Raw genomic sequence first — 24,014 nt, forward strand, 5'->3', positions numbered from 1 at the left:
GATCGCCGCCGAAGCGGCTGATTTCGAAGACACGACTGGCACAACCGGGAGAAACATGTCAAACACTGTCCTTGTCACCGGCGGACTCGGCCTGGTGGGTTCGGCGACCGTCCGGAGATTGGCCGAACTGGGCCGCCGGGTGGTGGCGACGGACCTTGATACGCCCGCCAACCGGAAGGCAGCTGCGAAACTACCGGGAGGCGTCGAGGTGCGGTGGACCGACCTCACCGATTCCGGGCAGGTGCAGTGTCTCGTTTCCGACACCGCCCCCGGACGCGATCGTTCATCTCGCGGCGATCATCGCACCGGCCATCTACCCGATACCCAAGGTGGCGCGACGGGTGAACGTCGACGCCACCGCAAACCTGGTTCGGGTTGCCGAGGGGCAACAGCAGCCACCGCGATTCGTCCACGCGTCGAGCATCACCGTGATGGGTCCCCGAAACCCGCACCGCACCACCCCGCCACTGAAAGCGGAGGACCCGACGCGGCCCTACGACGTCTACAGCGGCCAGAAGTCCGAGGGCGAGGAGATCGTTCGGGGATCGAGCCTGGAATGGGTGGTCCTGCGATTGGGGGCCGTGCTGAGCCCGGATATGGGGGCACTGCCGGTCACCACCGATGCGATGTACTTCCAAGCCGCACTGCCCAGCGACGGCCGGGTGCAGACCGTCGACGTTCGCGACGTCGCCTGGGCGTTCGCAGCGGCAACCACCGCCGACGTCGCTCGCGAGATCCTGCTGATCGGTGGTGACGATTCCCACCGGTTGACATACGCCGAGGTCACCTCGGGCCTCGTCGCGGCCCTGGGCATCCCGGGCGCCATGCCGCCTGGCCGGCCGGGCGACCCGGACAGCGACGACGACTGGTTCGTCACCGACTGGATGGACACCACCCGAGCGCAGGAAGCGCTGCAGTTCCAGCATCATTCGTGGCCCGACCTGAGGGCCGAATTGGCGGAGAAGTACCGGCTGTTGCGCTACCCGGGCCCGCTCATCGCCCCGATTGTGCGATTTGCGATGGCCCGACGGTCGCCGTACCGAAAGGCACCCGGTCAGTACGCAGACCCGTGGGGCAAAATACGCGCCAAACTGGGCGAGCCGTTATGGGATCGGCCCAAAGAGATTCCGACGGCGTAGATTTCGCGCCAAGCGTACTTCAATCATTACGTGCGAGCCAGACCGCACGGGTGAGAAAGGAGATCTCCATGCGAGTGCCTCGTGCTGTCGCGAACTTCAATCGCCGTGTCACCAATCCTGTGGCTCGCTCGCTCACACCATGGTTGCCATGCCTAGGGACGCTTGAGCACATCGGACGCAGGTCAGGGAAGCACTATCGAACGCCCCTGTTGGTTTTCAAGACCCACGACGGCTTCGCGATTCTCATCGGCTATGGGCCCGAAACAGACTGGCTCAAGAACGTATTGGCCGGCGGACCGACGGTACTGCACAAGCGCGGCAACGCTGTTCGGTTGGCCAACCCGCGGATCGTAAGTAAGGCTGAAGCCGCACCCCTCGTCAGACCGGGGCCGCGGCTGTTCTACCGCCTGTTTCCTTACAACGAAGCGGCATTGGTGTTAACGAAAACCGCCTAGATGCGGTGACTACGTCGCAGATTCGTCTCTTATGTGTCGACTACCAAATCAGAAAGGCTGTCGTCCGAACGCCAGTCTTCGAGGAGCTTCTCAAATGCGTAGTAGCCCAGACCATATAGCTCGCCGGAATAGGTCCTTGGACGCGGCTCGCCCTCTTCGTCGGTGATCTCCTGCCCGTCGTTGTTGAAGTAGCCCGGCGTGCACTCTCGAACGAATGCAGAGGTATCGACGGCTACCTCACGAACATGTTTCACGTATGCGTCTTGCGCTTCGAGGCTGGGTTCGACGGCAATCACACTGCGCTGCAGTGCATTACTGACGATCCACGCGATATGACGACTCTGATTGTTGAACGTCTCGGTGGTCGACGCATTGAAACCGCCCTGGAAGAAGCCGATGTAGAACTGGTTGGGGAATCCGTGTGTCATCACGCCGTGCAGCGTCCGGAATTCGTGCGCCCACTGATCGTAGAGGGACCGGCCACCACGACCAGATACCTTGTCGATTCCCCATCTCCGCTGAAGATCGCTACTTACCTCGAAGCCACTCGCGAAGATCAAGCAGTCAATGCCGTACTCAGTGGACTCGTGGACGAAACCCCGGGGGGTGATGCGCTCGACACCCCGCGTCCGTGAGACGTCAAGCAGCTTCACGTTGGGCCTGTTGAAAACAGGATAGAACTCGTCGCTGGAGGCGGGACGCTTGCACATGTGGCGATACCAAGGCTTCAAGATCGCCGCTGTCTCTTTGTCTTTCACCGTCGCGTCGACGCGCCGACGCAACCGTTCCATCACTCGATAGTCCATGACCTCGCGCCTGGCGAAGAAATCCTCCGGAGACTGCGGCCATCCTATCCGATCGAACTCCGCCGAGAGATTACGATTGATCTCCGTCCAGATGTCACAGATTCCGTCGGGTTCACCGGGCATCAAACCGTCAATCGCCGCCCGATGAAAGTTCATTTGGCGTTCGCGTTGCCAACCAGGCTGCAACGAAGCGAGCCATGCTGGGTCTGTCGGCGTGTTGTGCCGCTCATCGACCGTAGATGCCGTTCGTTGAAGCACGTACAACTGCTCGGCGTACCGAGCCAGGAACGGCACCGCCTGGATAGCAGAGGCGCCGGTGCCGACAATCGCGACACGTTTGTCGGCCAGCTTGGCGAGGACCGGCTCTTCTTGACTGCCACCGGTGTACTCGTAATCCCAACGGGCGGTGTGGAACATCGTGCCCTGAAAGTCATCCAGACCCGCTACCCGCGGAACCTTCGGTGTGTTGATAGGCCCCAGAGCCATCACCACGAAGCGCGCCCGCAGGTCATCGCCGCGGTCGGTTCCGATGTGCCACCGTTTGATCGATTCGTCCCAACTCAATGCATTGACACACGTGTGGAACAGGGCGCCGCGGTAAAGATCGAATTTCGTCGCGACACTTTGGCAGTACTGCCGAATCTCGAGTCCGTCCGCGAACTTCTTCGTCGGGAAGAACCCGGTCTCCTCCAAGAGAGGCAGATAGCAGTACGAGTCGTTGTCGCATGACAGCCCTGGATATCGGTTCCAATACCACACACCGCCAAAGTCGCCTGCCTGCTCGATAATTCGAATATCCTCGACGCCTGCCATGCGCATGTGATACGCAGCCAATATGCCGGCCCAACCGCCGCCGAGGATGGCAACGTCGGCATCCTCACTTATCGCGTCGCGGGAGATCCGAGGCATGTGGGGATCGCTGAAGTCAAGTACTCGCGTGCCCTCAGAGGCTGGCGTGTACTGCTCCTGACCGTCGGGGCGAAGGCGGCGATCCCGTTCTTCCCGGTACTTCTCGCGAAGGTCCGCAATATTCACGTCCCTCGGATCAGGCAGGTGCGTGGGTTCACACGTCATCGCGATCGCCTCCGAGAGCCGGAGTAAAGGTCAACGGAAGGCTTTCCATCGCCAATAGCGCGGCGTTGGGTATGTAACGGATCTCCTCGACCGGTATTGCGAGACTGAGGTTTCGCAGGCGCCTCGCTGTCTGCTGCGCGGCGACGAGCAACTGCATACGTGCGAGAGACACGCCCAGACATACATGCACACCCGCTCCGAAGGTCATGCTCTTTCTGATGTTGGTCCGGGTCGGATCGAACTCACGAGGGCAGGCAAAGACTGACTCATCGTCGTTCGCAGAGGCAAATAGGACAAGCAGGTGCGCGCCCTTCGGCAATTCGGTCTCTCCCAACGTCACCGAATCGGTGGTGACTCGGGACAGTGCTCGCACAGGTGGATCCAGGCGCATGAGTTCCTCGATGAACCGGCCCATCTGGGAGTCATCATCGGCTGCAGCGTAGAAATGAGTGGCAATGTCAGGGTCTGTCGCTACGTGGAAGAGGATATTGGTGAATGCCGTCGACATCGAATCATGGGTGTTGATGAGAAGCGCGCGAGCGGTTGCGACCAACTCCTCGAAACTGAGTGGCGCCTCATCCTGCGTTGGGGCCGTGATGATGTCGGACAACATGTCGTCCTCGGGCTCGGCCATGCGCCTGCGGACGAGCGCTATCAAGTAGTTTTGCATCTCGACCAGATCTTGCGCCGCGCGGATCATGTCTTCGCGCGTGTTCGTGAGGCTGAATTGCGACAAATACGCGCTGCCCCAACGCTTTATGGTGCTCATGTCGAGATCGTCGACCTGTAGCTGCTGCATACTGAAGGCGATCGCCATCGGCAACGCCAGGTCATGCAGTCCGTCCAACTGTCCTTGCCCGCCCTCGACACAGCCGTCGATCAACCTATCGACAATCCCCTGAAACTGCGGCGCAAGGGATTTCATTCTCTTCCTGCCGAAGGCCTGCGACAACAGGCGGCGTACCCGCGTATGGCGTGGTGGATCGATGTTGGCGACGTCGGGAAAAAATCCGCCGCCTTCCCGTTCGAGTATGTCTTTCACCTCATCGAGGTGGCCGTGTGCCATCTGTTGGTAATAGCCGAGTTCCTGTGAGTACAGGACAGGATCACGAAGCACTTCAGTAAGGTCCTCGTGTCGTGACACCAGGTACATTCCCAGAGCCTTTTCGAAGTGGACCGGGGCCTCGTAGCGAAGCGTGCGGTAATACGCGAACGGCTTCTCTTGAACAGCAGGATCTACGAATGACACTCCATCGAGAGAATCCAGGCGCTGGACGTCAACCGGACAACCGGCTTTCGCGTTCGACTCGTCGGTTTTCACAAGCTCTCCCCTTCGTCCATTTAGGTATTGGCACCAGCGCTTGCTTGCGCGCGACGCGACTGGTGTTTGCCGTCCCACGTGTCCGGACCGACTCCCCGCTGACGTAAGTCGGCTTTGATAACACGCAGGGTCGCTTGAGTTTTCGGGAGTTCATCTACGAACTCGATGTAGCGAGGAACCATGAACCGGGTCATTCGACTCTGCAGATCCTCATAAAGGTCCTGCGGACTGATGGTGGATCCGGGGCGCCGCACCGCGAACAGCATCACCTCGTCTTCAACGCTGTCAGCGGGCACCGCGACTGCGGCACATTCGACAACCTCGGGGTTACGCAGCACGTCGGCTTCGACCTCGAACGACGAGATGTTCTCACCCCGGCGACGGATCGCGTCTTTGAAGCGGTCGACGAAGATGTAGTCCCCTTCCGGCGTGCGAACGAGCGCATCGCCGGTATGGAACCAGCCATTACGCCAGGCGGTGGCCGTCGCTTTGTCGTCGTTCAGGTAGCCCGCATTCATCACCCAGGGCACTCGAGAGCGCACCACACACTCCCCTGCGGTTCCATCGGCGACTTCGTAATCGTTGGCATCCACCAGGCGAACTTCGAAGCCAGGATAGCCATCCCGGAGCCGGCCGACGGTGCGGTTGTTGGTGGGATTCCAGCCCGACCTGATCGCCACGCCGCCTTCCGTGCTGTTGTAGACGGTGCACACGCGGACGTCGAACTTACTGCTGAACTCTTGATAGTTGGAGCCCAGCGGTGCCACGAACACATTCTTGAGAGTCGTTGGCCCCGATGGAGCATTGCGATCGCGCAGTAGCACGTCGGCCATTGAGCCGACGAGCATGCCTGTGGTGACTTTGAATTTCACGATGTCTTCCCAGAAGCTCGTCAAAGCGAACCGCGATCTCATGACAACTTGTCCGCCAACCATTGCCGCGTTGTACGGAATCGATTTCGAGCCGAAATGCGCGTGCGACGTCGTGCAGTAGAAAATGTCGGCAGACGTGAGGTCCTCGATCGGAAAAGTCCCCGAATTGATGGAGTGCAGCTGACCCCACGGCAACCGGACTGCCTTAGACGGCCCAGTGGTCCCGGACGTATAAGTGATACAGGCGATGTCGTGAAATTTCGGCACACTGATTCGATCACGCGCGGCAGCTATGTCGACATTCACAGTCGCCGTGCGTGTGATGCCAGGCAGAGACGAGCTCTGTTCGGAAACGTATCCGTCTCCGTCCAGCACAAGGACGCGGTTGACAGTCGACAAGTCTGCGCCGACAGCCTCGACCACGTTCACGTACTTGGGTGCCACAACGAGTAACTCAGGAGCGCAGTTGTTGATGGCGTAGGCGAGCATGCGCCCGCGAAACTCCGGATTGGTTGCCGCATCGATCGCGCCTATGCTGGCGAGCCCGAGCCAGACGGCCACAGAATCCAGGCCCGCGTCGAGGATTGTGACAACCACGTCGCCGCGCTTCACACCGAGTGCGAGGAAACGTGCCGCCCATTCTTCGACCGACGACTGCAGTTGACTCCACGTCGCCGACAGGCCGTCGACGGTCCAGATGAAGACGCGGTGGGGCTCCTCGGTCGCCATCCGTTTCACGATGGCGGGCAGCGTTTCCGCTGAGGGTGGAATCACGCGTACTTCCAGAACGCGCGCATTTTTGAGATCTTTCCGCTGTCGTCAAATGTGAAGTGATCGACGAGTGGGCCTACGTGTTGCATCGCGCCCTCACGTGTCACCACACCCTGCAAGATGGCGATGGCCTCGTTACCGCAGACAATGATGTCGCGCTCGAGCCAGAGCTTCATCGGAGAAAGGTCGGTGACCAGCTTCCAGAACTCCGTACGCAGCGTGTCGATACCGGTGTATGTATCCACCCCCACCGGGTCTTCCAGAACGGTGTCGTCAGCCCATAGCGCCAGCCAGCCTTCCTGGTCGTGGTCGCTGAGGGTGTCGCAATGCGCTTTGATTGCCGCGGTGATTGCATTGGCGTCCGGCATTCCGCTTCCCTTCTAGAATCTCTCGATCGGTGTTGCGTTCAGGGCTTCACACTTTGCTTACTTCATCGTCCCAACCTGTATCGCGTTCTCGTACAGCGGCTCTCACGCCCTTCTCGTATATCAGTCGGAGATGTTGCTCCTTGGCGACTGCTGCTTGCGCGCTAGGAAGGTACGGATCTCGACCCACGTCGACCATGGCCGAGAGTCCCGCGGCCTCGTAGAGGCGATGCGTGCCGCGCTTATTGGCGACGAGATCACCTGTTTCCATCCGAGCTATCTGCTCCGCGAAGCGCATCGCCATGTCTTCTTCTTCGCCAACCGGAACCACCCTGTTGACGTAGAACAGTCGATGCGCGGTCTCGGCGTCCAGCCAACCCCCGGTCATCCACAGCTGCTTCATGACGCGGATAGGAAAGTGGAAGGGCATCAGCGCGTACGGGCCGTAGGGAGGGCCGACACCGACACGAGATTCCTCCCAGCTGAATCGCGAATTATCAGCTGCGATGACCACGTCAGCGGCCAACAGGAACGTATTTGCGTGGGGTCCCACGAAGCCCTTGGCGGCGACAACAAGACCTTTCCTGAAGCGCCACGGCGGCAGCAGATCGCCGGTGTGGACCCAATACTTGTCTTCGATCGTCGCCGGGTGTTGGCCGCCAATGGTTTCGGCGGCGACCTGGGCAATGTCATGGCCAGAGGAGAAGTTCGGGCCTTCCGCTGTCAGCACGACACACTTGACATCGTCCATGCGGTCACAATCGGCGAGTACCGCATAGAACTCCTTTTCCATCACGCTGTTGATGGCGTTCATCTTCTCGGGCCGGTTCAAACGCACAGTCACGATGCTCGCGTGCCGCTGCACCTTGAGGCACGTCAGGCCAGCCCAATCCGCTTCAGGCAAAACGCGTCTCCTCTATGTTCGTGCCCTTTCTGGCCATGGCCACGGTGCTAAGCACGCGGGAGGCCCAGAACTTGTTGGGCGATGATGTTTCGTTGAATTTCAGAGGTGCCGCCGGCGATGGTCGCCGCGATGCCTCGGGTGTAGCGCTCGAAACTGCTCGCGAAATACTCGTCGTAGTTCATGTGTTCGTATCGACCGGTCACCGGATGCAACAGACCTTCGATGCCCGCCGTTTCCAAAACGACATCGGCTGCGCGCCTTTCGGCCTCAGAGCCGAACAACTTCAGCACCGACACCGAGGCCGTGTCTTCCTTGCCGCGTGCAGCGCGAGCCAGGGCTGCGGACCCCATCGCGCGCAACGCGTGATAGTCCATAATCATCGACGCGTATTTGTCCAGCTCGACCGGTGTGCGCGGCCGGCAGTCCGCGATCAGATTGTCGATCCGGTCGGCGAACAGCAGCCACATCATCGTCCGCTCCTGCCCGAGCGACCCATTGATCACCCGCCAGCCTTGATTTAGCTCGCCCACAAGGTTTTCCGCCGGAACACGCACATCGGCGAAGAAGACCTCGTTGAAGTCGAGGTTGTCCTGACTGGCGACGTCGGCAAAAGGACGGCACTCGACCCCTTCGGTATCCCTAGGGACCACCAAGGCAGAGATCCCCTTGTGCTTGGGGGCTTCGGGATCGGTGCGAACAAACGTGAGCAGGTAATCCGCGTGGTGCGCGCCCGAGGTCCACACTTTCTGACCGTTGATGACGAACTCGTCGCCGTCACGGACAGCTCTCGTGCTGAGCGACGCGAGATCAGAGCCCGCGTTCGGTTCGCTCATACCCAACGACGCGGTCATCTCACCACGCAGTACCGGTATCGCCCATCGCTGCTGCTGCTCTTCAGAACCAAACGAGATTAGCGACGTCGCGATGATGTTCACGCCCTGCGGGTTGAAGCTGTGGTAGATCCTGCGTCTGCATAATTCGTCGAGATGCACGAATTGCTGTAGCACACTGGCGTTTCGGCCGCCGAACTCTGGTCGCTGGGCGGGCAGCAACCAACCGTTGTCGAACAGCAGACGTTGCCAGTCTCTGGCCCACTGAGGCATATGAGAGACCGACTGCGGGCGCTCTAGCGTGTCGGACTCGTTGGGCAGGTTTTCGTCGAGGAATGCCGAGAACTCGGCGCGAAAGGCCTCGACGTCCTCATCAAAAGTCAGCTGCACGGTACTCCCTTGCGATGACCGCACGATGCTCCGCGGCGCTGCCGAGCATGAGTTCGCCCGCCCTCGCCCGTTTGACGGCGAATTGCAGGTCGTTCTCCCACGTGAGACCCATAGCGCCGAAACACTGCATACCGTGGCTGACAACATGCGACTGCGCTTCTCCTGCAGCAGCTTTCGCCATCGACGAGACCAGGCGACGCCTCGGATCGTCGGCTGCGATGGTCAGCGCGGCGAAGTACGCCAGCGCACGTGCGCGCGCGATGAGGACATGCATGTCGGCGGCCTTGTGCTGAATGGCTTGGAACGACCCGATAGCCACGCCGAACTGGTGGCGCTCTTTGACGTGTTGGAGGACCATGTCAAGAATCCGCTGGCAGGCGCCAACGGTATGGATGGCCATTCCGGTGACTGCAATCTGCCTGGCGCGCTCCGTATCGGTGACTATTCGGTCCCCTTCGCCCACCTCGACTCCGTCGAACATCAGGTCGACCACGTGGAGCACGGGGTCGAATACGGCCGCGCGCCGGGCCGTCACCCTATCGCGGTCGGCAATGAAGACCCCCGCCTCCGTGACGACCGCAATGTGCTGCGCCCGGTCTGCGTCGAGCACGAAACGGGAAATGCCGTCGAGCACCCAACCAACGCCCTTGCGGCAAGCGGACACACCGCTATAGACCGCAGCGCCGGATTTCTGCGGATCCAGTCGGTCGCCTACCAGAGGCGCGAATTGCGTTGTGGTGGCCAGGAAGGGGGTTGGGTCAGTGGCTCGCCCGAGCTCTTCGAGAACCAGAGCCAGTTCGACAAAGGATTCCGCGCCCCGCAAATCCGTCCAGCCCTCGCCGCGGTACCACTGCCACAGGCCGTCGTCATCGTCGCTGCCCTGTGCGACCGCCCGCACGAGGGACGGCGGGCACTGTTTGGCGACCGCCTCCTCGACCGTCTGCCTCCAGAGGCGCTGGTCGTCATCGAGCTCTAGAAGCACTGGAGTCCCATCTTCGTCGCAGCTGCAGACGAGAATACCGTTCTCATTATTTGTAAGTCAACGTGCGCAGATATTGACAATTGATATGCGCTGATAGCAGCATCCAAGCTTGACGATTGTTTTCGAGGAGAGACGACGAGTCAGTACCCCCACGGTGATGAGCAGGTACTCGCACCAGCTCGCAGGTAACCCGGCACTCGAATGAAGGGCCGCAATTCCAGCGCCCATACCCACCGTCGAAGCAGGAGATCATGATGGCCAGCAAGTCCACCTTCAACCCGTCGCCGGTCGAGCTCGACTTGTCCGACGTCGATCACCGGGTGGGGAAGCCCATTGGCGGCGGCCAACTGTGGGACCCGTGCAGTTCCTCTGACATTCGTCGATGGGTGATGGCGATGGACTACCCCAACCCGATTCACTGGAATGAACAGTTTGCTCGCTCGTCCAAGTTCGGCGGCTTGATCGCTCCGCAGTCCATCGCGGTCGCGCTCGACTATGGACACGGCGCGGCGCCGGCATGCGTCGGGCACATTCCGAACAGCCATCTCATTTTCGGTGGCGAGGAGTGGTGGTTTTACGGCTGTCCGGTGCGTCCGGGAGACAAACTGTTCCAGGAACGACGGTTTCACGATTACAAAGTGGTCGAAACCAAATTTGCGGGGCCCACCATGTTTTCGCGCGGCGACACTGTCCACCGGAACCAGAACGGCGTTCTGGTCGCCCGCGAGCGATCGACCGCGATCCGCTACCTGTACGAAGAAGCGGTGCGGCGGGGGATGTTCGAGAGCCAACTCGGCGAAGTCAAACGATGGTCGCAACTCGAGTTGGAAGAAATTGATGCGCTTCGCCGCTCTTGGCTGGAGTCGAATCGGCTCGGCGTCTCGCCGCATTTCGACGAAGTCAAGGTCGGCGATACACTGCCGCGCCGCGTCATCGGTCCGCACAGCATAGCCAGCTTCACTACCGAGTACCGCGCATTTGTCTTCAATATCTGGGGCAGCTTCGAGTGGGTAGCGCCGCCCGATGTCGATGATCCGTGGGTCTATCAAAATCCAGGCTTCGGAAAGGATTTCGCGTTCGACGAGGAGGACGCTTTCATCGATCCCCGCAAGCGCGACGGACTCTATCTCGGGCCGTCGCGGGGTCACATCGACGCCGACAGAGCGAGCGAAGTGGGCATGGCGCGCGCATACGGCTACGGCGCGACGATGGGCGCGTGGTGCACTGACTATCTCGCCTATTGGGCGGGCCACGATGGCATGGTTCGTCACAGTAAAGCCGATTTCCGCGGACCCGCGTTCGAGGGTGACGTAACGTACTTCGACGCCGAAATCATCGGCAAAGAAGCCGAGTCAGCATGGGGCGTGCCCATCGTTAAAGTGCAACTCCACCTGACCAATCAAAACGGCGAAGAACTCGTGAAGTGCGTGGCCGAGATCGAGCTGCAGGCGTGACGAAAACTTTGACACGGGATTCTGAAGCGGGTGAGCCACTTTCGCTGGTGTCGGGCCCGTTGCTGCGTGACGAGCCCGGTCTCGGGACGCTTACGCTGCCTGGCTTTCTGCGCGACGTGACGACGATGTACCGCGACCGGGAAGCGCTCGTTTTTCCTTCAGCCGAGACATGTACCCACTGGACCTACGCCGAACTTTGGGAACGAGCCGTCGAAGTAGCGCGCGCGCTTCGCGCGGTCGGGGTTGGCAAAGACACTCGGGTCGGCGTCTTGATGACCAACCGGCCTGAATGGCTCTCGGCGTTCTTCGGTATATCCCTCGCCGGGGGTGTGGCTGTCACACTCAGCACGTTCTCAACGGTTGCAGAGCTCGAATACTTGCTCAGTGCGTCCAGCGTCGCGGTGCTGTTGTTCGAGCGAATGGTGCTCAAGACAGACTTCGCAGGGGCGTTGTCAGAGTTGGTTCCCGAGATAACGACGACTGCTCCCGGAGCACTGCAATCCGAGAAATTGCCTTTCCTTCGTTACCTCGCAACTGTCGGCGATTCGACGCCGGGCATCGATTCCTGGGAGGACTTCGTGCGTCGCGGCCGAAAAGTCCCGCACGAAATCATCAGAGCGACAGCCGAATCGACGCGCCCGAGCGACGTCGGAGTGCTGTTCTTCTCGTCCGGCACGACGAGCAAACCAAAAGGAATTTTCAGCGCACACCGCGGTGTCACGATCCAAATGTGGCGATTCCGGCGAGTGTGCTGCTTCGAGCCGGACGACTACCTTCGATGCTGGTCGGCAAACGGCTATTTCTGGTCCGGGAACTTTGTGATGTCGTTGGGGGCCACGCTCGCCGCGGGCGGGAGCCTGGTGTTGCAGTCGACGTTCGATGCCGTTGCGGCGCTTGAACTGATGGCAGCCGAGCGCGTCAACTATCCCTTCGCGTGGCCCCACCAGTGGGCGCAGATCGAGACGGCTCCCAATTGGTTATCCGTGGACCTCAGCAGCATGAAGTTCGCTGACGTCAAGACGCCAATCGCCAACCATCCAACGGTCCATCGTGAATGGCATCTGCCCGACCATGCGTACGGCAACACCGAAATGTTCACGATTTCGACCATTTTCGAGTTGAACGCACCCCGCGAGGTGCACGCCGACAGTTGGGGTGTGCCGCTACCCGGTGTCACCGTCAAAATTGTCGATCCGATCAGCCAAGTGATGCTGCCGCGCGGCGAAGCGGGCGAAATCTGCGTCAAAGGTCCGACACTCATGCTTGGTTACCTCGGCATCCCGATAGACGAGACACTGGATGCGGAGGGGTTCTTCCATACGGGCGACAGCGGCCATCTAGACGAGATCGGCCGACTGTACTGGGAAGGAAGATTGACAGACGTCATCAAAACGGGTGGAGCGAATGTCTCACCGCTCGAAGTCGACGACGCGCTCGGGAAGCATCCCGATGTCAAGGTGACGAAAACAGTCGGGTTGCCACATCCGACGCTCGGCGAGATCGTCGTCGCCTGTGTCGTGCCGCGCGAAGGCGTAGATCTGGGTGCGGAGGCGGTTCGCGAGTACCTGCGCGAACGGCTGGCCAGCTACAAAGTGCCCCGGCACGTGCTCTTCTTCCGCGACACCGACATAACCCTCACCGGCAGCGACAAAATCAAGGCCGATCAGCTTCGCGATCTGGCCATCTCGCGGCTGTCCAAATCGGCAGCAGCGCAATAATTCTCACTTGAATGTCACGAGCCCTGAGCTCTCTGCAGACCGGCCGGCGGGTCACTACCGCGCAGGGCCGCCGAAGGCATGAGCGCTTGACGACACCAGGACCACACGACGTCCTCGGTCAGGCTGGCACCATCCAGCCCTTCGTGCAGCGCGTTGAACTGGCCGAAAGACGTCAGGGTGTAGCCCAGGAGCGAGGTCAACTGCGGCAACGAGAGATCGTTTCGAATCAGTCCCGCTTCGGAACATGCGGTCAGAATTTCCGTCAGCAGCTTTCGATGTGGCTCCCACACCTTGGCGAATGCCTCCGGATTGTCCAATTCGAGGCTCAGGTTATAGATCAGGACCAGCCGCCCGCCTACTTCTTGCGATGCCCCCGGGCGGGATAGGACGCCTCTGCACCATGCCTCCAGTTGCCCCATCGGGTCATCTGCGGCCTCGACCTCGGCCCGGATCGCCTCGGTGTATTTCGCTGTGACGTCTTCGTAAAGCGCCAACAACAGCTCGTCCTTGCCGGCGAAGTGCTGATAAAACGTTCGCAGGCTGAGATTCGCCCGATCGGCGAGCGCCTGCAGGGTGAAACTCCCCGGGCCGGACTCTTGGACGAGCTCAAGAGCGGTGGCCATGAATTGGGTGGTGCGAGCGACTGCCCGCGCCCGCGCCTCGCCCAGTCGCCGCTCGATAGCCCGTTCTTGCCAGGTGCTGGCGACCTCGCCATTCCCACCCGCCTGGTTGGCCGCGTCTCCCGTTTTCATCGGCGACCATCCGATCCCGATTGGCCGCTGTATCGCGGTCGCGCACTGTCACGACCCAGTACGTCGACGCGAGCAACGGTGCGTCGTAGCGGCATATCGCCACCATATCCGTCTCGCGCTATCAATCCGTAGTGCGGACTGCCGGTCAGCGAGCAAGCGTTTGTCGCCCGGATTCGCGACATCTGGTCCGAGAACATCATTCTCCTTTAGGGGGGATCATGCTCTTTGCAGCTGAAAACTCTATTTATCACTTTAAGAGTACGTGGGTTGGCAGAATCTGTTAAGCTCCCTACGGACCCTATCCGGCTGCATCTGGAATCGCGCCGCACTGAGGACAAGTCCTGGGGCTGTCCCGAGCGAGCCATCGTCGAGATCGACTCCTAGGAAAGAAGGTTCATTTTCATGAGTGACGCAACTACCTTCAAAGCACTGGTTGCGCGGAAGGACGATGACGAAGTAACGGCGGTGGTCGAGACTTTGGCGGAAGCCGACCTTCCTCCCGGCGAGGTCATCGTCCGGGTGCGCTATTCAAGCGTCAACTACAAAGACGCACTGGCACTTACGCCGAATGGTGGTGTGGTGCGCGACTATCCGATTGTGCCGGGTATCGACCTCACCGGCGAGGTGGTGTCGTCGGAATCCGACCAATTCGCCGCCGGGGACATGGTACTTGCGCACGGCTATGAGATCGGCACGGGTAGACACGGCGGCTACGCCGAATACGCACGGCTGCCTGCGGATTGGCTTGTCAAGCTGGGCTCGCTGAGCCCGCACGAGGGCGCGGCCATCGGCACCGCGGGGTTCACCGCCGCGATGAGCGTGCAGGCACTGCAGCGGCACGGCATCGCCCCTGAGGACGGGCCGATCGTAGTGACGGGCGCTACGGGCGGCGTGGGGTCGGTGAGTGTCGACCTGCTGGCTGCAGCGGGGTACGAGGTCGTCGCCTCGACCGGCAAGCCCGATGCCGCGGAGCATTTGAAGATGTTGGGCGCGACCGAGGTCATCGGCCGGCTGCCCGAAGACCCCAACGCTAAACCGCGTCCGCTGGGCAAGGCGCGGTGGGCGGGGGCGGTCGACTGTGTCGGAGGGGCAACCCTGGCCGATGTGCTGAGCAACGTTCGGTACGGCGGAGCCGTTGCTGCCAGCGGACTTACGGGAGGTGCCGGCCTTCGCACGACAGTGATGCCGTTCATCTTGCGCGCTGTCTCTCTGCTGGGCATCGACTCGGTACAGATGCCAATCGAACCGCGGCGTGCGCTATGGGAAAAGCTGGGCAGTTCTATGCGGCCACAGCATCTTTCGGATGCGCTGCATGACGTGGACGTCAAAGACGCGGTCAGCGTGATTGACGAGGTGCGGGCCGGAAAGTATTCCGGCCGCGCGGTGGTACGAGTCGCCGGCGGGTTCTAGCTACGCGCGACCTCACCGACGCCTGACTTCTCCGACGGCGTGGTGTTCTCAGCCAACCGGAGTGAAGGTCACGTGCAGTTCACGCAGACCCCGCAGAATGAAGGTTGGCTCGAATTCGTAGTGGCGCTGGCCCGCTGGGCCGTGATGTGCCTCCGAGATCGCGATATCCGCCATGCGGTCGAGCACTCTGTTCATCGAGATCCTGCCCTCCGCCCTTGCCAGAGGAGCACCTGGGCACGAGTGAATGCCGCGGATGAAAGCGATCTGTTCTCGTACATTCGGTCGATCTATGTCGAACGTGTTAGGGGAGCTGAATTTCCTATCGTCGCGGTTACATGCCCCCGGCAGCAGCATGACCGTAGTTCCCGCGGGCACCTCTACTCCCCCGACCGTGGTGGTCTTGCGAGCCATCCTGAAGTGAGCTTTAACCGGGCTCTCGGTGCGTAGGGTCTCTTCGAGGAAGGCTGGAATTTTGTTGCGGTCCTCTCGAAGAGTCGCTTGCAGTTCGGGGTTCTCAGCGATGATGCGGAACGCTGCGCTGACGAGCTTTGTAGTGGTTTCTGTTCCTGCGGCGAAGAGGAACGTCGACAAGTTCATGACTTCCTCGATCTCAGGCGTCGATCCGTCCTCGTATTTTGCCTGGGCCAGCTCAGTCAATACATCGCCACGCGGCGAGCGTCTGCGGTCTTCGATATAGGCGTAGAACTTCTCGTTGAGCCATTGCAGGGGATTGTGCGCTGTTGTCCCCTCCCCTAGCTCGCCCGCAACCTGGGTCCCGAATTGCGCTCTGAAGTCGTCGTGATCGTTTTGCGGAACCCCCAACAGATCGGCGATGACAAGCAGGGAGAAAGGGTTGGCGTAATCCGACAAGAACTCACAGCTGCCGCGCTCGAGGAAGGTGTCCAACTGGTCGTCGGCCAACCGCCACATGAACTCTTCGTTCTCTTTCAGGCGCTTCGGGGTGATCAACCTGTTCATCAGGCTTCTGGTCCGGCTGTGCAGCGGGGGGTCTTGATTCGAGATGTGCTCTGCCATGGGGGCAATATGGCGATGCTCCTCGATCAGATCGGAGACGTCGTCGGCTTCGTCGGGACCGAAGGGGAAACCAGAGAACGGACCCGCCAGGGAGTTGCACGACGAGAAATAGGCGGAGTCCTTGTAGACCGCGAGAGCTTCCTCGTAACCGGTAATGGCCATCACGTTGAACGGAGTTGCCTGGGCCACTGGACATTTCGACCGAAGGTGGTCGAAGTAGTCATACGGGTTGGGCACCAGGGTTTCATCGGTGAAAAAGTCAACTGCGTCGAAATCTGTCATGCCTTCTTCTCATTCCTGTCAACGAATACATGGCGACGATCAGCCGGCGAGAGACTCACTGACCGGCACCGCACGAGATCGCTCGGAGTCACCAAACCTCAGGCCGGGTCGAACAACACCGGCAGCGACGACGGTGAGCGGAAGACCATGCCGCGGATGTGCGGGTCGTCGCCGTCAGGATCGAGGCGGAGGTTGGGTAGTCGGTCGAGTAAGAGGTTGATGGCAGTGCGCATTTCCAATCGCGCGAGGTGCATGCCCAGGCATACGTGGACTCCGTAACCCCAGCTGATGGGAACTTTCGCCTGCCGGAAGATGTCGAAGTCGTCGGGTTTGACATACCGATCTTCTTGGCGGTTGGCCGCGCCGAGCATCGGCATGACCGATGATCCTTGAGGAATGGGCACTCCGGCCAATTCGGTATCGCGCGTGGCGACGCGAGTGATGTTGAGCAAGGGCGCATCCCAGCGCACGGCTTCTTCGATGGCTTGGGGTATCAGTGACCGGTCGGTGCGGATCGCGTCGAGTTGGTCGGGGTGGGTGAGAAGTGCGAACAGCAAGGTGCCCAGGGAGCGGTACGTGGTTTCCACGCCGGCCGGAAGAAGCAGCCGGATGAAGGAATAGATGTCTTCGTCATCGAGTTTCTGGCCGTCGATTTCGGCCGCCGCCAGGCTGCTGATCAGGTCCTCGCGCGGCTCCGCCCGACGCGCCTCCAGGATCGGGGTGAAGTAGTCGACCAGCGCCTTCGACGCGGCCAGACCGCGTTCGGGGTAGACGGTATAACTCAACATCGAGATCGACCACCGCTGGAATTGCGGGAAGTCCTCCTCCGGCAGGCCGAGAAGTGCGGCGATGATGCGGCTCGGATAAGGGAACGTAAAGGTTTTCACCAGATCGGTGGCACCGTCGGCGACGAATCCGTCGATCAGTTCGTTGGCGACGCGGCCCACGATCTCGTCTTCCCAACGAGCTAAAGCTTTTTGGGTGAACGCTTTGGTCACCAGCGAGCGCAGCCGGCCGTGGACGGGTTCATCCATACCCAACATCACGCCGTGGCCAAGCACGTCGCCGAAGATCTGGATCACGGCGCGGGACGAGAACGTTTCGTCGTCGCGCAGCATCGTCTGAATGTCCTCGTGGCGGTAGACGATGAAGACGGGTTTGCCTTCCTCGCCGGGCAGCATCGACGTTTCGATCCGCAGGATCGGAGTCTCGTGACGCTGTTTGGCCAATTCGGGGTAGGGGTCGCGGACATCGCCCGACACCATGTCGTCAAATGCGGCGAAGTCTTCGAGTGCGTCAAACAGCTCTGACATGTTGCTCCTATCAGGTCGCGGGACAAGCCTTAGATTTGTTGGTCATTGCTCCCGCTCACCCGCATTGCTCCCACTCTCCTCGGGCGCGGACTGGGTTGGTGAGAACCGCATCGCGAGCGAGGCCAACCGCGCCATGACCGGCTGTGGAAGCACCTTGGCGGCGGACACCATCGCCCGCTGTGCAGTCGTCAATGGGTAGGCGCCGCCGCGCATCGATCCAAAGCGCGGGATGCCCAGCACCATTCGCGACATGTGATGCATTCCGGCAGCGGGAAGCAACCTGCTCGATACCAACAGCATTGACGCATCGGGGCCGACGCCATGGCGGCGAAAGGCACCCTGGTCATCCAGCGCCTTCATCAAACCGTCGGTGAAGCGCTCCGGCTTGCGGGCGAATTTGATTGCGAATCGGCCGCGGCTGTTCATCGTCTGATGGAGACGTGCGTAAGCACCCGAGAAGTCACGATCGTCGGTGGTGCCGGCATCGGTGATGATCTCGGTGTCGTATGTACCGGTGACCAGGACTGTCACACCGATCCCGAAGGGGGCTACCTCGAAAGCCAGCGATTCGCCCCACCGCTCCATCGCAGCCTTGCTCGCCGAGTACGGACCCGTGGCCGGCTGCCCACGCACCCCCGCAGCACTGCTGACGAGCACGATGCGTCCCCGCCCCGCCGCCCGCATAGACGGCAGCAGCGCCTTGGTCAAGGCCACCGGCGCAATAACGTGGGTGGTGAACATGTTCTGCCACAACGTCGTATCGGTCTCTTCGACCATGCCCGCCGCCGAGATTCCGGCGTTGTGCACGATCGCATCCGGCGCACCGACACGCTCCACGATCACTTTGGCAGCCGCTGAGATCGATGCGGCGTCCATCAAGTCGAGCTGGACGCCGATGAGCCGATCGTCGTTTTCGGCCGCTCCGGTCGCATCCCGTAGCAGCGCCATCCCCGGCTCAGGTGTACGCATGGTGGCGACCACTCGCCAGCCCTCGCGGTAGAGGCGTACCGCCGACGCGAAGCCGAGCCCGCGTGAGGTCCCGGTGATCACGACGGTTCGAGGATCAGCCACGGGAGTCCGGGGTCGCGCAACGGTTGCTCTTGGAACCCAACTCCACGTCAGGGCGACCATGGGGCAGGGCGTACTGCCAGGTGGCCCACTTACCCACCGAGTACGGCCCCTTGGCGCCGTTCTCTTCGTAGTAGCCCTGCGGGTCGAAAACCTTGGCTTCGGGGTACGGCCACGGGCACGCCACCGACGTAGCCTGGCCGCTGGCTTTGATTGCCCAGAACCAGCCGCCGTAGGCGAAGTACGCGACGTTGATAATGGCAAACATGACGAGGAAGGTGCCCAGTACCGGCCGCGATGGGAACAGTTTCGCCTTTGCCGCCAGCTTCTCTGCCACCGATTTTCCCGTGTCATCGCGGTAAACGAGGATGGCCGCCGGGATCATCACGAAAGTCACTCCCAAGGACTCCCAGATCAGTGGGAACTGGAACGGCGTCCCGACATAGATCGACCCGAACGGGATCACCTGCGAATAGATGTAGAGACCGGTGCGAATTGATCCGACTTCGAGAATGGCGTCGAACACGAAGCCGATGACCAGTACCAGTCCGCCTAGGCTGATGAGCGGATGCCTGCTGACGAATGCTTCGGGACCGCGCTTGGCCTGCAGCTTGCGCAGTATCCACACCGCAACGAAATACGGTCCGAAATAGAACGTCACGTAACCGAACACGATGAACGGTTCAACCGTCGGCGACATCATGATCAACAGCCAGGATTCCGGCCAATGCAACAGATCTGGGTTGTACACCGCGTACGGCGCCCAGTTCATGATCGGGTCCTGCCACACAATCAGCGTCGTGACCAAAAACATCAACATCACCGGACTGCCGGGATTGCGACGCCAACCGACAATGAAGACGGCTACGAGGATCGCGAGCATGATTGCCGTACCGAACTGGATCATATTCATCCAGCTGAATCCGAAGAGGTATTCGACCGGGCGGGGCCTACCCTCGGTGTTCGGATTCGCCACTCGCGGATCGAGTTTCGTGCGCGAGACCGCGATGAACAACCCGACGAAGGCGAGCAGACCGATGCCGGCCAGCCACGAACCTACGCTGCCAGTACCTCTTCGTCCGGTGGGTGATTGCTTCTTGGCATCATCCAGCACTGGCGTTGACTCTCCGGTCCCCATGCGTTCACTCCTGACCAAATCGGTCGACTAGGTGCGAGTTGACGCCGTCGGCGTCCAATGTGCGGGCGACGAGGTACCCCGCGCCCATCCAGGCCCGGCGGGTCCACTTCCCGAATGAAACTCGCGTGCCGGGCGCACCGGAGGCCGCAGGCATCATTTTCACCCGCTCGAGCGCTTCTTTGACTCCGCGCGGGCTCAACGGGTGGGCATCGCCGAATGCCCGCACCAGCGTCGAGGCGATATCGTGATTGACCACAGAAACGCAGTACTCCGGACGGTTCCCGTACTTCGCCTCGTAGCGGTCGAGGAAGTCCTGCCCGAGCTGGTTGGCCTCGTCATACTGGTCGACACCGATCCAACCCATGAACGCTTGCCACATCACCGGATTGATCCACGCGTTCTGAAACGCGGTGGTCGTGAAACGCGGTGGATCCCAACCAACAGCTTCCAGTGCGGGATTGATGAATACGATGCCGAAGCCGAAGCCAAAGTGAACGATCGCTTCGGACCGCGCCTCGTGGAGGGATGCGACCGCGGCATTGATGTCTTGGGCCGTCTGCGCAATTGGCGCCTCAGCGACGATTCGAAGTCCTCGACGTGCGCAGGCGCGCCGAAAATTACCCAGGTAACTCTCGCCGATCAGGTTCTGTTCGACCAAGACACCAACCGTGCTCAGGCCCCTCTTGGCGATCAAGTCGGCTATGAAGATGGGCTCGTCGGTCATCGACCCCTGCGGGAAGGAAAACGTCCACTCTCCCAGCCAGTCGTCTGTCCCAGTGACACTGATCGCCGGCACCTTGAACCGCTCCTCGATCGCCTCACGCGTCGGCACCACGTTGTCAGTGATGTTGGGCCCGAACACAACTAGGCAACCCTCGTCGACAAGTTCAGCGTAGGCGTCGATCACCGCCTTGACTGTCCCCTTGGGCAGACCCTCCACTTCCTTGTAGATCACCTCTACCTGCCGATCAAGGATCCCCTTCTCCTGGGCATCCTCGAAGACGAGGTCCAAGGACTGGACGAACGAATCCAGCAACTCCTTAGGGAAATTCGCGGCAAGCGTGAAGTCCATCAAGTAACCGAGTTTGATCGGGTGGGTTTTGCTCTCGTAGGACACAGCACCTCCGCCGCCACAGACCTAATATTTGTTCAGAACCTAACGCCTGCTCTGCGCGACGTCAATCAGGCCGGCGGGCGGACCCACCCAGGTAGATGTCGATCATCTCGTTGAGGCCCCGGGAAACGCTCACGTCGTCGGTGAGCGGGCCTGCGATCGCGGCCCTTGCTGCATCGGTGATGGAAAGGCCTTCGCTGATCAGCTGACCTGCTGCGATAAGCACGCGGGTGGACGCCACCTCGCGCAGTCCCCCAGTCTCCAGGCGGCGGATCGCCTGACCGAAGCGAACCAGTTCGGCAGCGGTCGCTGACTCAACGCCCGACTCGTGGACGACGATCCCCTGCTCGACCTCTGGGGCGGGATATCCGAACTCGATCGCGACCATGCGCTGCCTGGTCGAGTCTTTGAGGTCCTTCAGGACACTCTGATAACCGGGGTTGTAGGAGACGACGAGACCGAAGCCCGGCGCTGCGTCAAGGGTGATGCCGAGCCGCTCGATCGGCAGCTGACGTCGGTGATCCCCCAGCGGGTGTAGCACGACGGTGGTGTCTTGGCGGGCTTCCACAACCTCGTCGAGGTAGCAGATCGCACCCTCGCGGACCGCGCGGGTCAACGGTCCGTCAACCCAAGCTGTTTCATCACCACGCAGCAAATAGCGGCCCACCAGGTCGGCGGTCGTCAGGTCGTCGTGGCAAGAAACCGTGATCAACGGCCGGCCGAGATCATGGGCCATCGCCTCCACGAATCGAGTCTTGCCACACCCGGTCGGACCCTTCAGGACCAGCGAAAGCCCTTGCCGGTAGGCCGCCTTGAAGATCGCCTCCTCGTTGCCCACCGACCGGTAGTAAGGACGTGCCCGATCGGTCTGGGGCCCGGCGCCGTTCTGCGGGAACCCGGCCTCGTTGTTCATCCAAACCTTCCTTCGTCCGCACCGTTGCGGTCAGTTTCGCCGAGCGCTATCAGGCGCGACCTATGCAGCTTAGACGGAACAGATGTTTGTTTTCAACTGTGGGCGGTGGGACCTGGACACTGGTAGTCGGCGAGTATCGTTGCCGGACAATCTGACTCGACGCACGGCAGACTCTCATGAGACTCGTCTTTGCACTTCGGCGGCCCGCACGGCGGACCTGAACAGCGGACCGATGACACCTGCGAGTTGTTCGGGTCGGCCAACGGACGCATGCGCTGTGCTGCCGAAAATTCTCCGCAGCGATCCGACGTCCGTCCCGGCCCCCACGGTGAGACAAACACAGCCGATCCCGCGACGCCGAGCCTCGTTGAGCGCACGGCGCGCGTCGGCCGCGCCGTAGCCACGTTCGTAGCCGTGATCGTAGGCGAGCCCGTCGGACAACACGACAAGCAATCGCCGCGACGTTCCGCCGCGGTGCTCAAGCACGGTCGAGCCGTGCCGAATAGCCGCACCCAGGCGTGAGTATGCGCCAGGTTCCAGACTGTTCAAGCGCCTGAATATGCCCGCGTCGAGATGGTCGTCGAACCGTTTGACCGGCACCATGCTCACCGCCGCGCGGCCCTGTGAATAGTAGCCGTACAACGACACTCGGTCGCCCAGGTCATGCAGCGCGACGGCAAGATGGGCCGCAGACGTCCGCTGTTGTTGATGCACAGTCCGCCCGAGCGTCCCAGGCTCCGCAGCCGAGCCCGAGATATCCAACAACAGCAGGACCGACAGATCGCGCCGCCGCCGGAGGCTGTCGAGATACACCGCATCGGAGGGCGCCGATCCCGCCAAAACCTCGACGCGCGATTCGACGGCCGCGTCGATGTCGATGTCGTCGCCCTGGTACTGACGGTGCCGCCGGTGCAGACTCATGCCGAGCCTCGCCAGAGGCCGCCGCACCCCGATAGAGCTCTCGATGAGCTGTGTCGCGGCAGGCTTGACTTTCGGCTCGACCTCGCGGACGGTGCACCAGTCGGGACGATACGCGCCGCGGGTCGCATCCCATTCCGGATACTTCACACCGTCCTGTTTCACATCGGCAGCGGCCTCCGCAAACCTCGAGGCTGTCGACGACACCGAGTTGGCGCCGCGATTGGCCGAATTCGTGCGGTGAGTCGGGGTATCCGCCCCGGGTGGGCCGGCACCCTCGTTCCCCGACTTTCGCGACGAGGAAAGCATCTTCTTGAGCCACTTGCCGATGAAGCCACCACCGCCGATGGGACTGGTAAACATGTCGGGATCGTCGCTGTCGTCAACCGCCTCCTCGGCGAGCTCCTCCAATGCGCCCTTCGCTTCTTTGCGCGCGACGTGGCCGGGCTGCGCGTCATCCAACTCCGCACGCTTGATGTTTGCCGCGAGTTTCTTAGCCCGGATGACTCCAAAATTCCGAGGCGGCTCGGCTGCTGCACCTTTGGCTGCGGCGATGGCGAGTGAGCCCGCGGCCGAGCTACTAAGGGAAGCGAGCTCACGATCGGCCAAGGTAGTCAAGGTCGCGGGTAGCAGATCGTCGTTGGCAACCAATGCCCGGTGTGCTTCGACGGCAAGGTAGCGGCGCGCAAGCTTGGGGTGACGTATCAGTCGATCGACGACATCCCGCGTCAAGCTGTCCGCCGCGATCATCGACGCGTGCACGGCCACCGCTTCGACATTGGCGCGAGGCTCCGCGGCGGGATCGACGAACACGGTCTGCCCGTCGGTCCAAGACAGGTCACCTGCGCCTCCTGCGGCCACGGCTAGCGGACGCCCGCCGAGTGCTGAGGCCAACATCCCGAGCGACTGCAGTCGCTCGTCGTCAACCACTCCTTCCACGGGACTATCCCCTCCGCATTCCGACCACTGTTGACCTAATAATTGTTTCAC

General features: G+C 61.2%; 19 protein-coding genes and 1 pseudogene. 5 read left to right on the forward strand and 15 right to left on the reverse strand.

The genetic code is table 11. The features are described 5' to 3' along the window. The first annotated feature begins 55 nt into the window (after positions 1 to 55). Positions 56 to 1,139: pseudogene (locus A5636_RS01885) on the forward strand (NAD-dependent epimerase/dehydratase family protein). 68 nt (positions 1,140 to 1,207) lie between these two features. Further along, positions 1,208 to 1,594 (forward strand): nitroreductase family deazaflavin-dependent oxidoreductase, encoded by a 387-nt coding sequence (locus A5636_RS01890; RefSeq protein WP_065157172.1) that lies wholly within the window; start codon positions 1,208 to 1,210, stop codon positions 1,592 to 1,594. A gap of 29 nt (positions 1,595 to 1,623) precedes the next feature. Here the strand turns inward: A5636_RS01890 and A5636_RS01895 are convergent, their stop codons facing one another. Genes A5636_RS01895 through A5636_RS01925 form a run of 7 tightly spaced genes read right to left on the reverse strand, consistent with a single transcriptional unit; the run spans position 1,624 to position 9,909 of the window. After that, complete coding sequence (locus A5636_RS01895; protein ID WP_065156994.1) at positions 1,624 to 3,474, reverse strand: flavin-containing monooxygenase; 1,851 nt, start codon at positions 3,472 to 3,474, stop codon at positions 1,624 to 1,626. Further along, positions 3,464 to 4,795 (reverse strand): cytochrome P450, encoded by a 1,332-nt coding sequence (locus A5636_RS01900; RefSeq protein WP_155763496.1) that lies wholly within the window; start codon positions 4,793 to 4,795, stop codon positions 3,464 to 3,466. The genes A5636_RS01895 and A5636_RS01900 overlap by 11 nt, the downstream gene beginning before the upstream one ends. Before the next feature lie 20 nt (positions 4,796 to 4,815). Beyond that, positions 4,816 to 6,396, reverse strand: a complete 1,581-nt coding sequence (locus A5636_RS01905; RefSeq protein WP_155763497.1) for an AMP-binding protein — start codon at positions 6,394 to 6,396, stop codon at positions 4,816 to 4,818. A gap of 41 nt (positions 6,397 to 6,437) precedes the next feature. Continuing rightward, the gene (locus A5636_RS01910) at positions 6,438 to 6,806 is read right to left on the reverse strand and encodes a nuclear transport factor 2 family protein (RefSeq protein WP_065156996.1); all 369 of its coding nucleotides are present in this window, start codon (positions 6,804 to 6,806) and stop codon (positions 6,438 to 6,440) included. A 46-nt stretch (positions 6,807 to 6,852) separates the two neighbouring features. Beyond that, positions 6,853 to 7,707 (reverse strand): enoyl-CoA hydratase/isomerase family protein, encoded by an 855-nt coding sequence (locus A5636_RS01915; protein WP_155763498.1) that lies wholly within the window; start codon positions 7,705 to 7,707, stop codon positions 6,853 to 6,855. A 47-nt stretch (positions 7,708 to 7,754) separates the two neighbouring features. Further along, entirely contained in the window at positions 7,755 to 8,927 is a 1,173-nt protein-coding gene (locus A5636_RS01920) for an acyl-CoA dehydrogenase family protein (protein WP_065156998.1), read from the reverse strand. Continuing rightward, entirely contained in the window at positions 8,911 to 9,909 is a 999-nt protein-coding gene (locus tag A5636_RS01925) for an acyl-CoA dehydrogenase family protein (protein WP_065156999.1), read from the reverse strand. Before A5636_RS01925 ends, A5636_RS01920 begins: the two co-directional genes overlap by 17 nt. A gap of 251 nt (positions 9,910 to 10,160) precedes the next feature. On the opposite strand from A5636_RS01925, the gene A5636_RS01930 reads away from it, so the two are divergent. Beyond that, positions 10,161 to 11,363 carry an FAS1-like dehydratase domain-containing protein gene (locus A5636_RS01930; protein WP_253900453.1) on the forward strand — a complete coding sequence of 401 codons (1,203 nt, stop codon included), beginning with the start codon at positions 10,161 to 10,163 and terminating at the stop codon, positions 11,361 to 11,363. Beyond that, positions 11,360 to 13,081 carry a class I adenylate-forming enzyme family protein gene (locus tag A5636_RS01935; protein ID WP_253900454.1) on the forward strand — a complete coding sequence of 574 codons (1,722 nt, stop codon included), beginning with the start codon at positions 11,360 to 11,362 and terminating at the stop codon, positions 13,079 to 13,081. Before A5636_RS01930 ends, A5636_RS01935 begins: the two co-directional genes overlap by 4 nt. Before the next feature lie 14 nt (positions 13,082 to 13,095). Here A5636_RS01935 and A5636_RS01940 read toward each other — a convergent pair whose 3' ends face one another. Then, positions 13,096 to 13,833, reverse strand: coding sequence for a TetR/AcrR family transcriptional regulator (locus A5636_RS01940; protein ID WP_065157000.1), 738 nt, complete (start codon positions 13,831 to 13,833; stop codon positions 13,096 to 13,098). Positions 13,834 to 14,235: 402 nt separating this feature from the next. Between A5636_RS01940 and A5636_RS01945 the strand changes: the two genes are divergently transcribed. Then, complete coding sequence (locus A5636_RS01945) at positions 14,236 to 15,243, forward strand: oxidoreductase (protein WP_065157001.1); 1,008 nt, start codon at positions 14,236 to 14,238, stop codon at positions 15,241 to 15,243. 48 nt (positions 15,244 to 15,291) lie between these two features. Here A5636_RS01945 and A5636_RS01950 read toward each other — a convergent pair whose 3' ends face one another. From A5636_RS01950 to A5636_RS01980, 7 genes are all read right to left on the reverse strand, one after another. After that, positions 15,292 to 16,560, reverse strand: a complete 1,269-nt coding sequence (locus A5636_RS01950; RefSeq protein ID WP_065157002.1) for a cytochrome P450 — start codon at positions 16,558 to 16,560, stop codon at positions 15,292 to 15,294. Between the two features lie 98 nt (positions 16,561 to 16,658). Then, complete coding sequence (locus A5636_RS01955; protein ID WP_065157003.1) at positions 16,659 to 17,873, reverse strand: cytochrome P450; 1,215 nt, start codon at positions 17,871 to 17,873, stop codon at positions 16,659 to 16,661. Between the two features lie 42 nt (positions 17,874 to 17,915). Beyond that, positions 17,916 to 18,944, reverse strand: a complete 1,029-nt coding sequence (locus tag A5636_RS01960) for an SDR family oxidoreductase (RefSeq protein WP_065157004.1) — start codon at positions 18,942 to 18,944, stop codon at positions 17,916 to 17,918. Then, a complete protein-coding gene (locus A5636_RS01965; protein ID WP_065157005.1) occupies positions 18,937 to 20,079 on the reverse strand; it encodes a spirocyclase AveC family protein in 1,143 nt (380 codons plus the stop codon). Before A5636_RS01965 ends, A5636_RS01960 begins: the two co-directional genes overlap by 8 nt. A 4-nt stretch (positions 20,080 to 20,083) precedes the next feature. Beyond that, on the reverse strand, positions 20,084 to 21,196 hold the full coding sequence (locus A5636_RS01970) for an ABC transporter substrate-binding protein (RefSeq protein WP_065157006.1): 1,113 nt from the start codon (positions 21,194 to 21,196) through the stop codon (positions 20,084 to 20,086). Between the two features lie 61 nt (positions 21,197 to 21,257). Continuing rightward, positions 21,258 to 22,106 (reverse strand): CbbQ/NirQ/NorQ/GpvN family protein, encoded by an 849-nt coding sequence (locus A5636_RS01975; RefSeq protein WP_065157007.1) that lies wholly within the window; start codon positions 22,104 to 22,106, stop codon positions 21,258 to 21,260. A gap of 174 nt (positions 22,107 to 22,280) precedes the next feature. Beyond that, positions 22,281 to 23,921 (reverse strand): nitric oxide reductase activation protein NorD, encoded by a 1,641-nt coding sequence (locus A5636_RS01980; RefSeq protein ID WP_081287559.1) that lies wholly within the window; start codon positions 23,919 to 23,921, stop codon positions 22,281 to 22,283. Between the last annotated feature and the right edge of the window lie 93 nt (positions 23,922 to 24,014).

It is taken from the genome of Mycobacterium asiaticum (assembly GCF_001673315.1).
GTDB lineage: Bacteria > Actinomycetota > Actinomycetes > Mycobacteriales > Mycobacteriaceae > Mycobacterium > Mycobacterium asiaticum_B.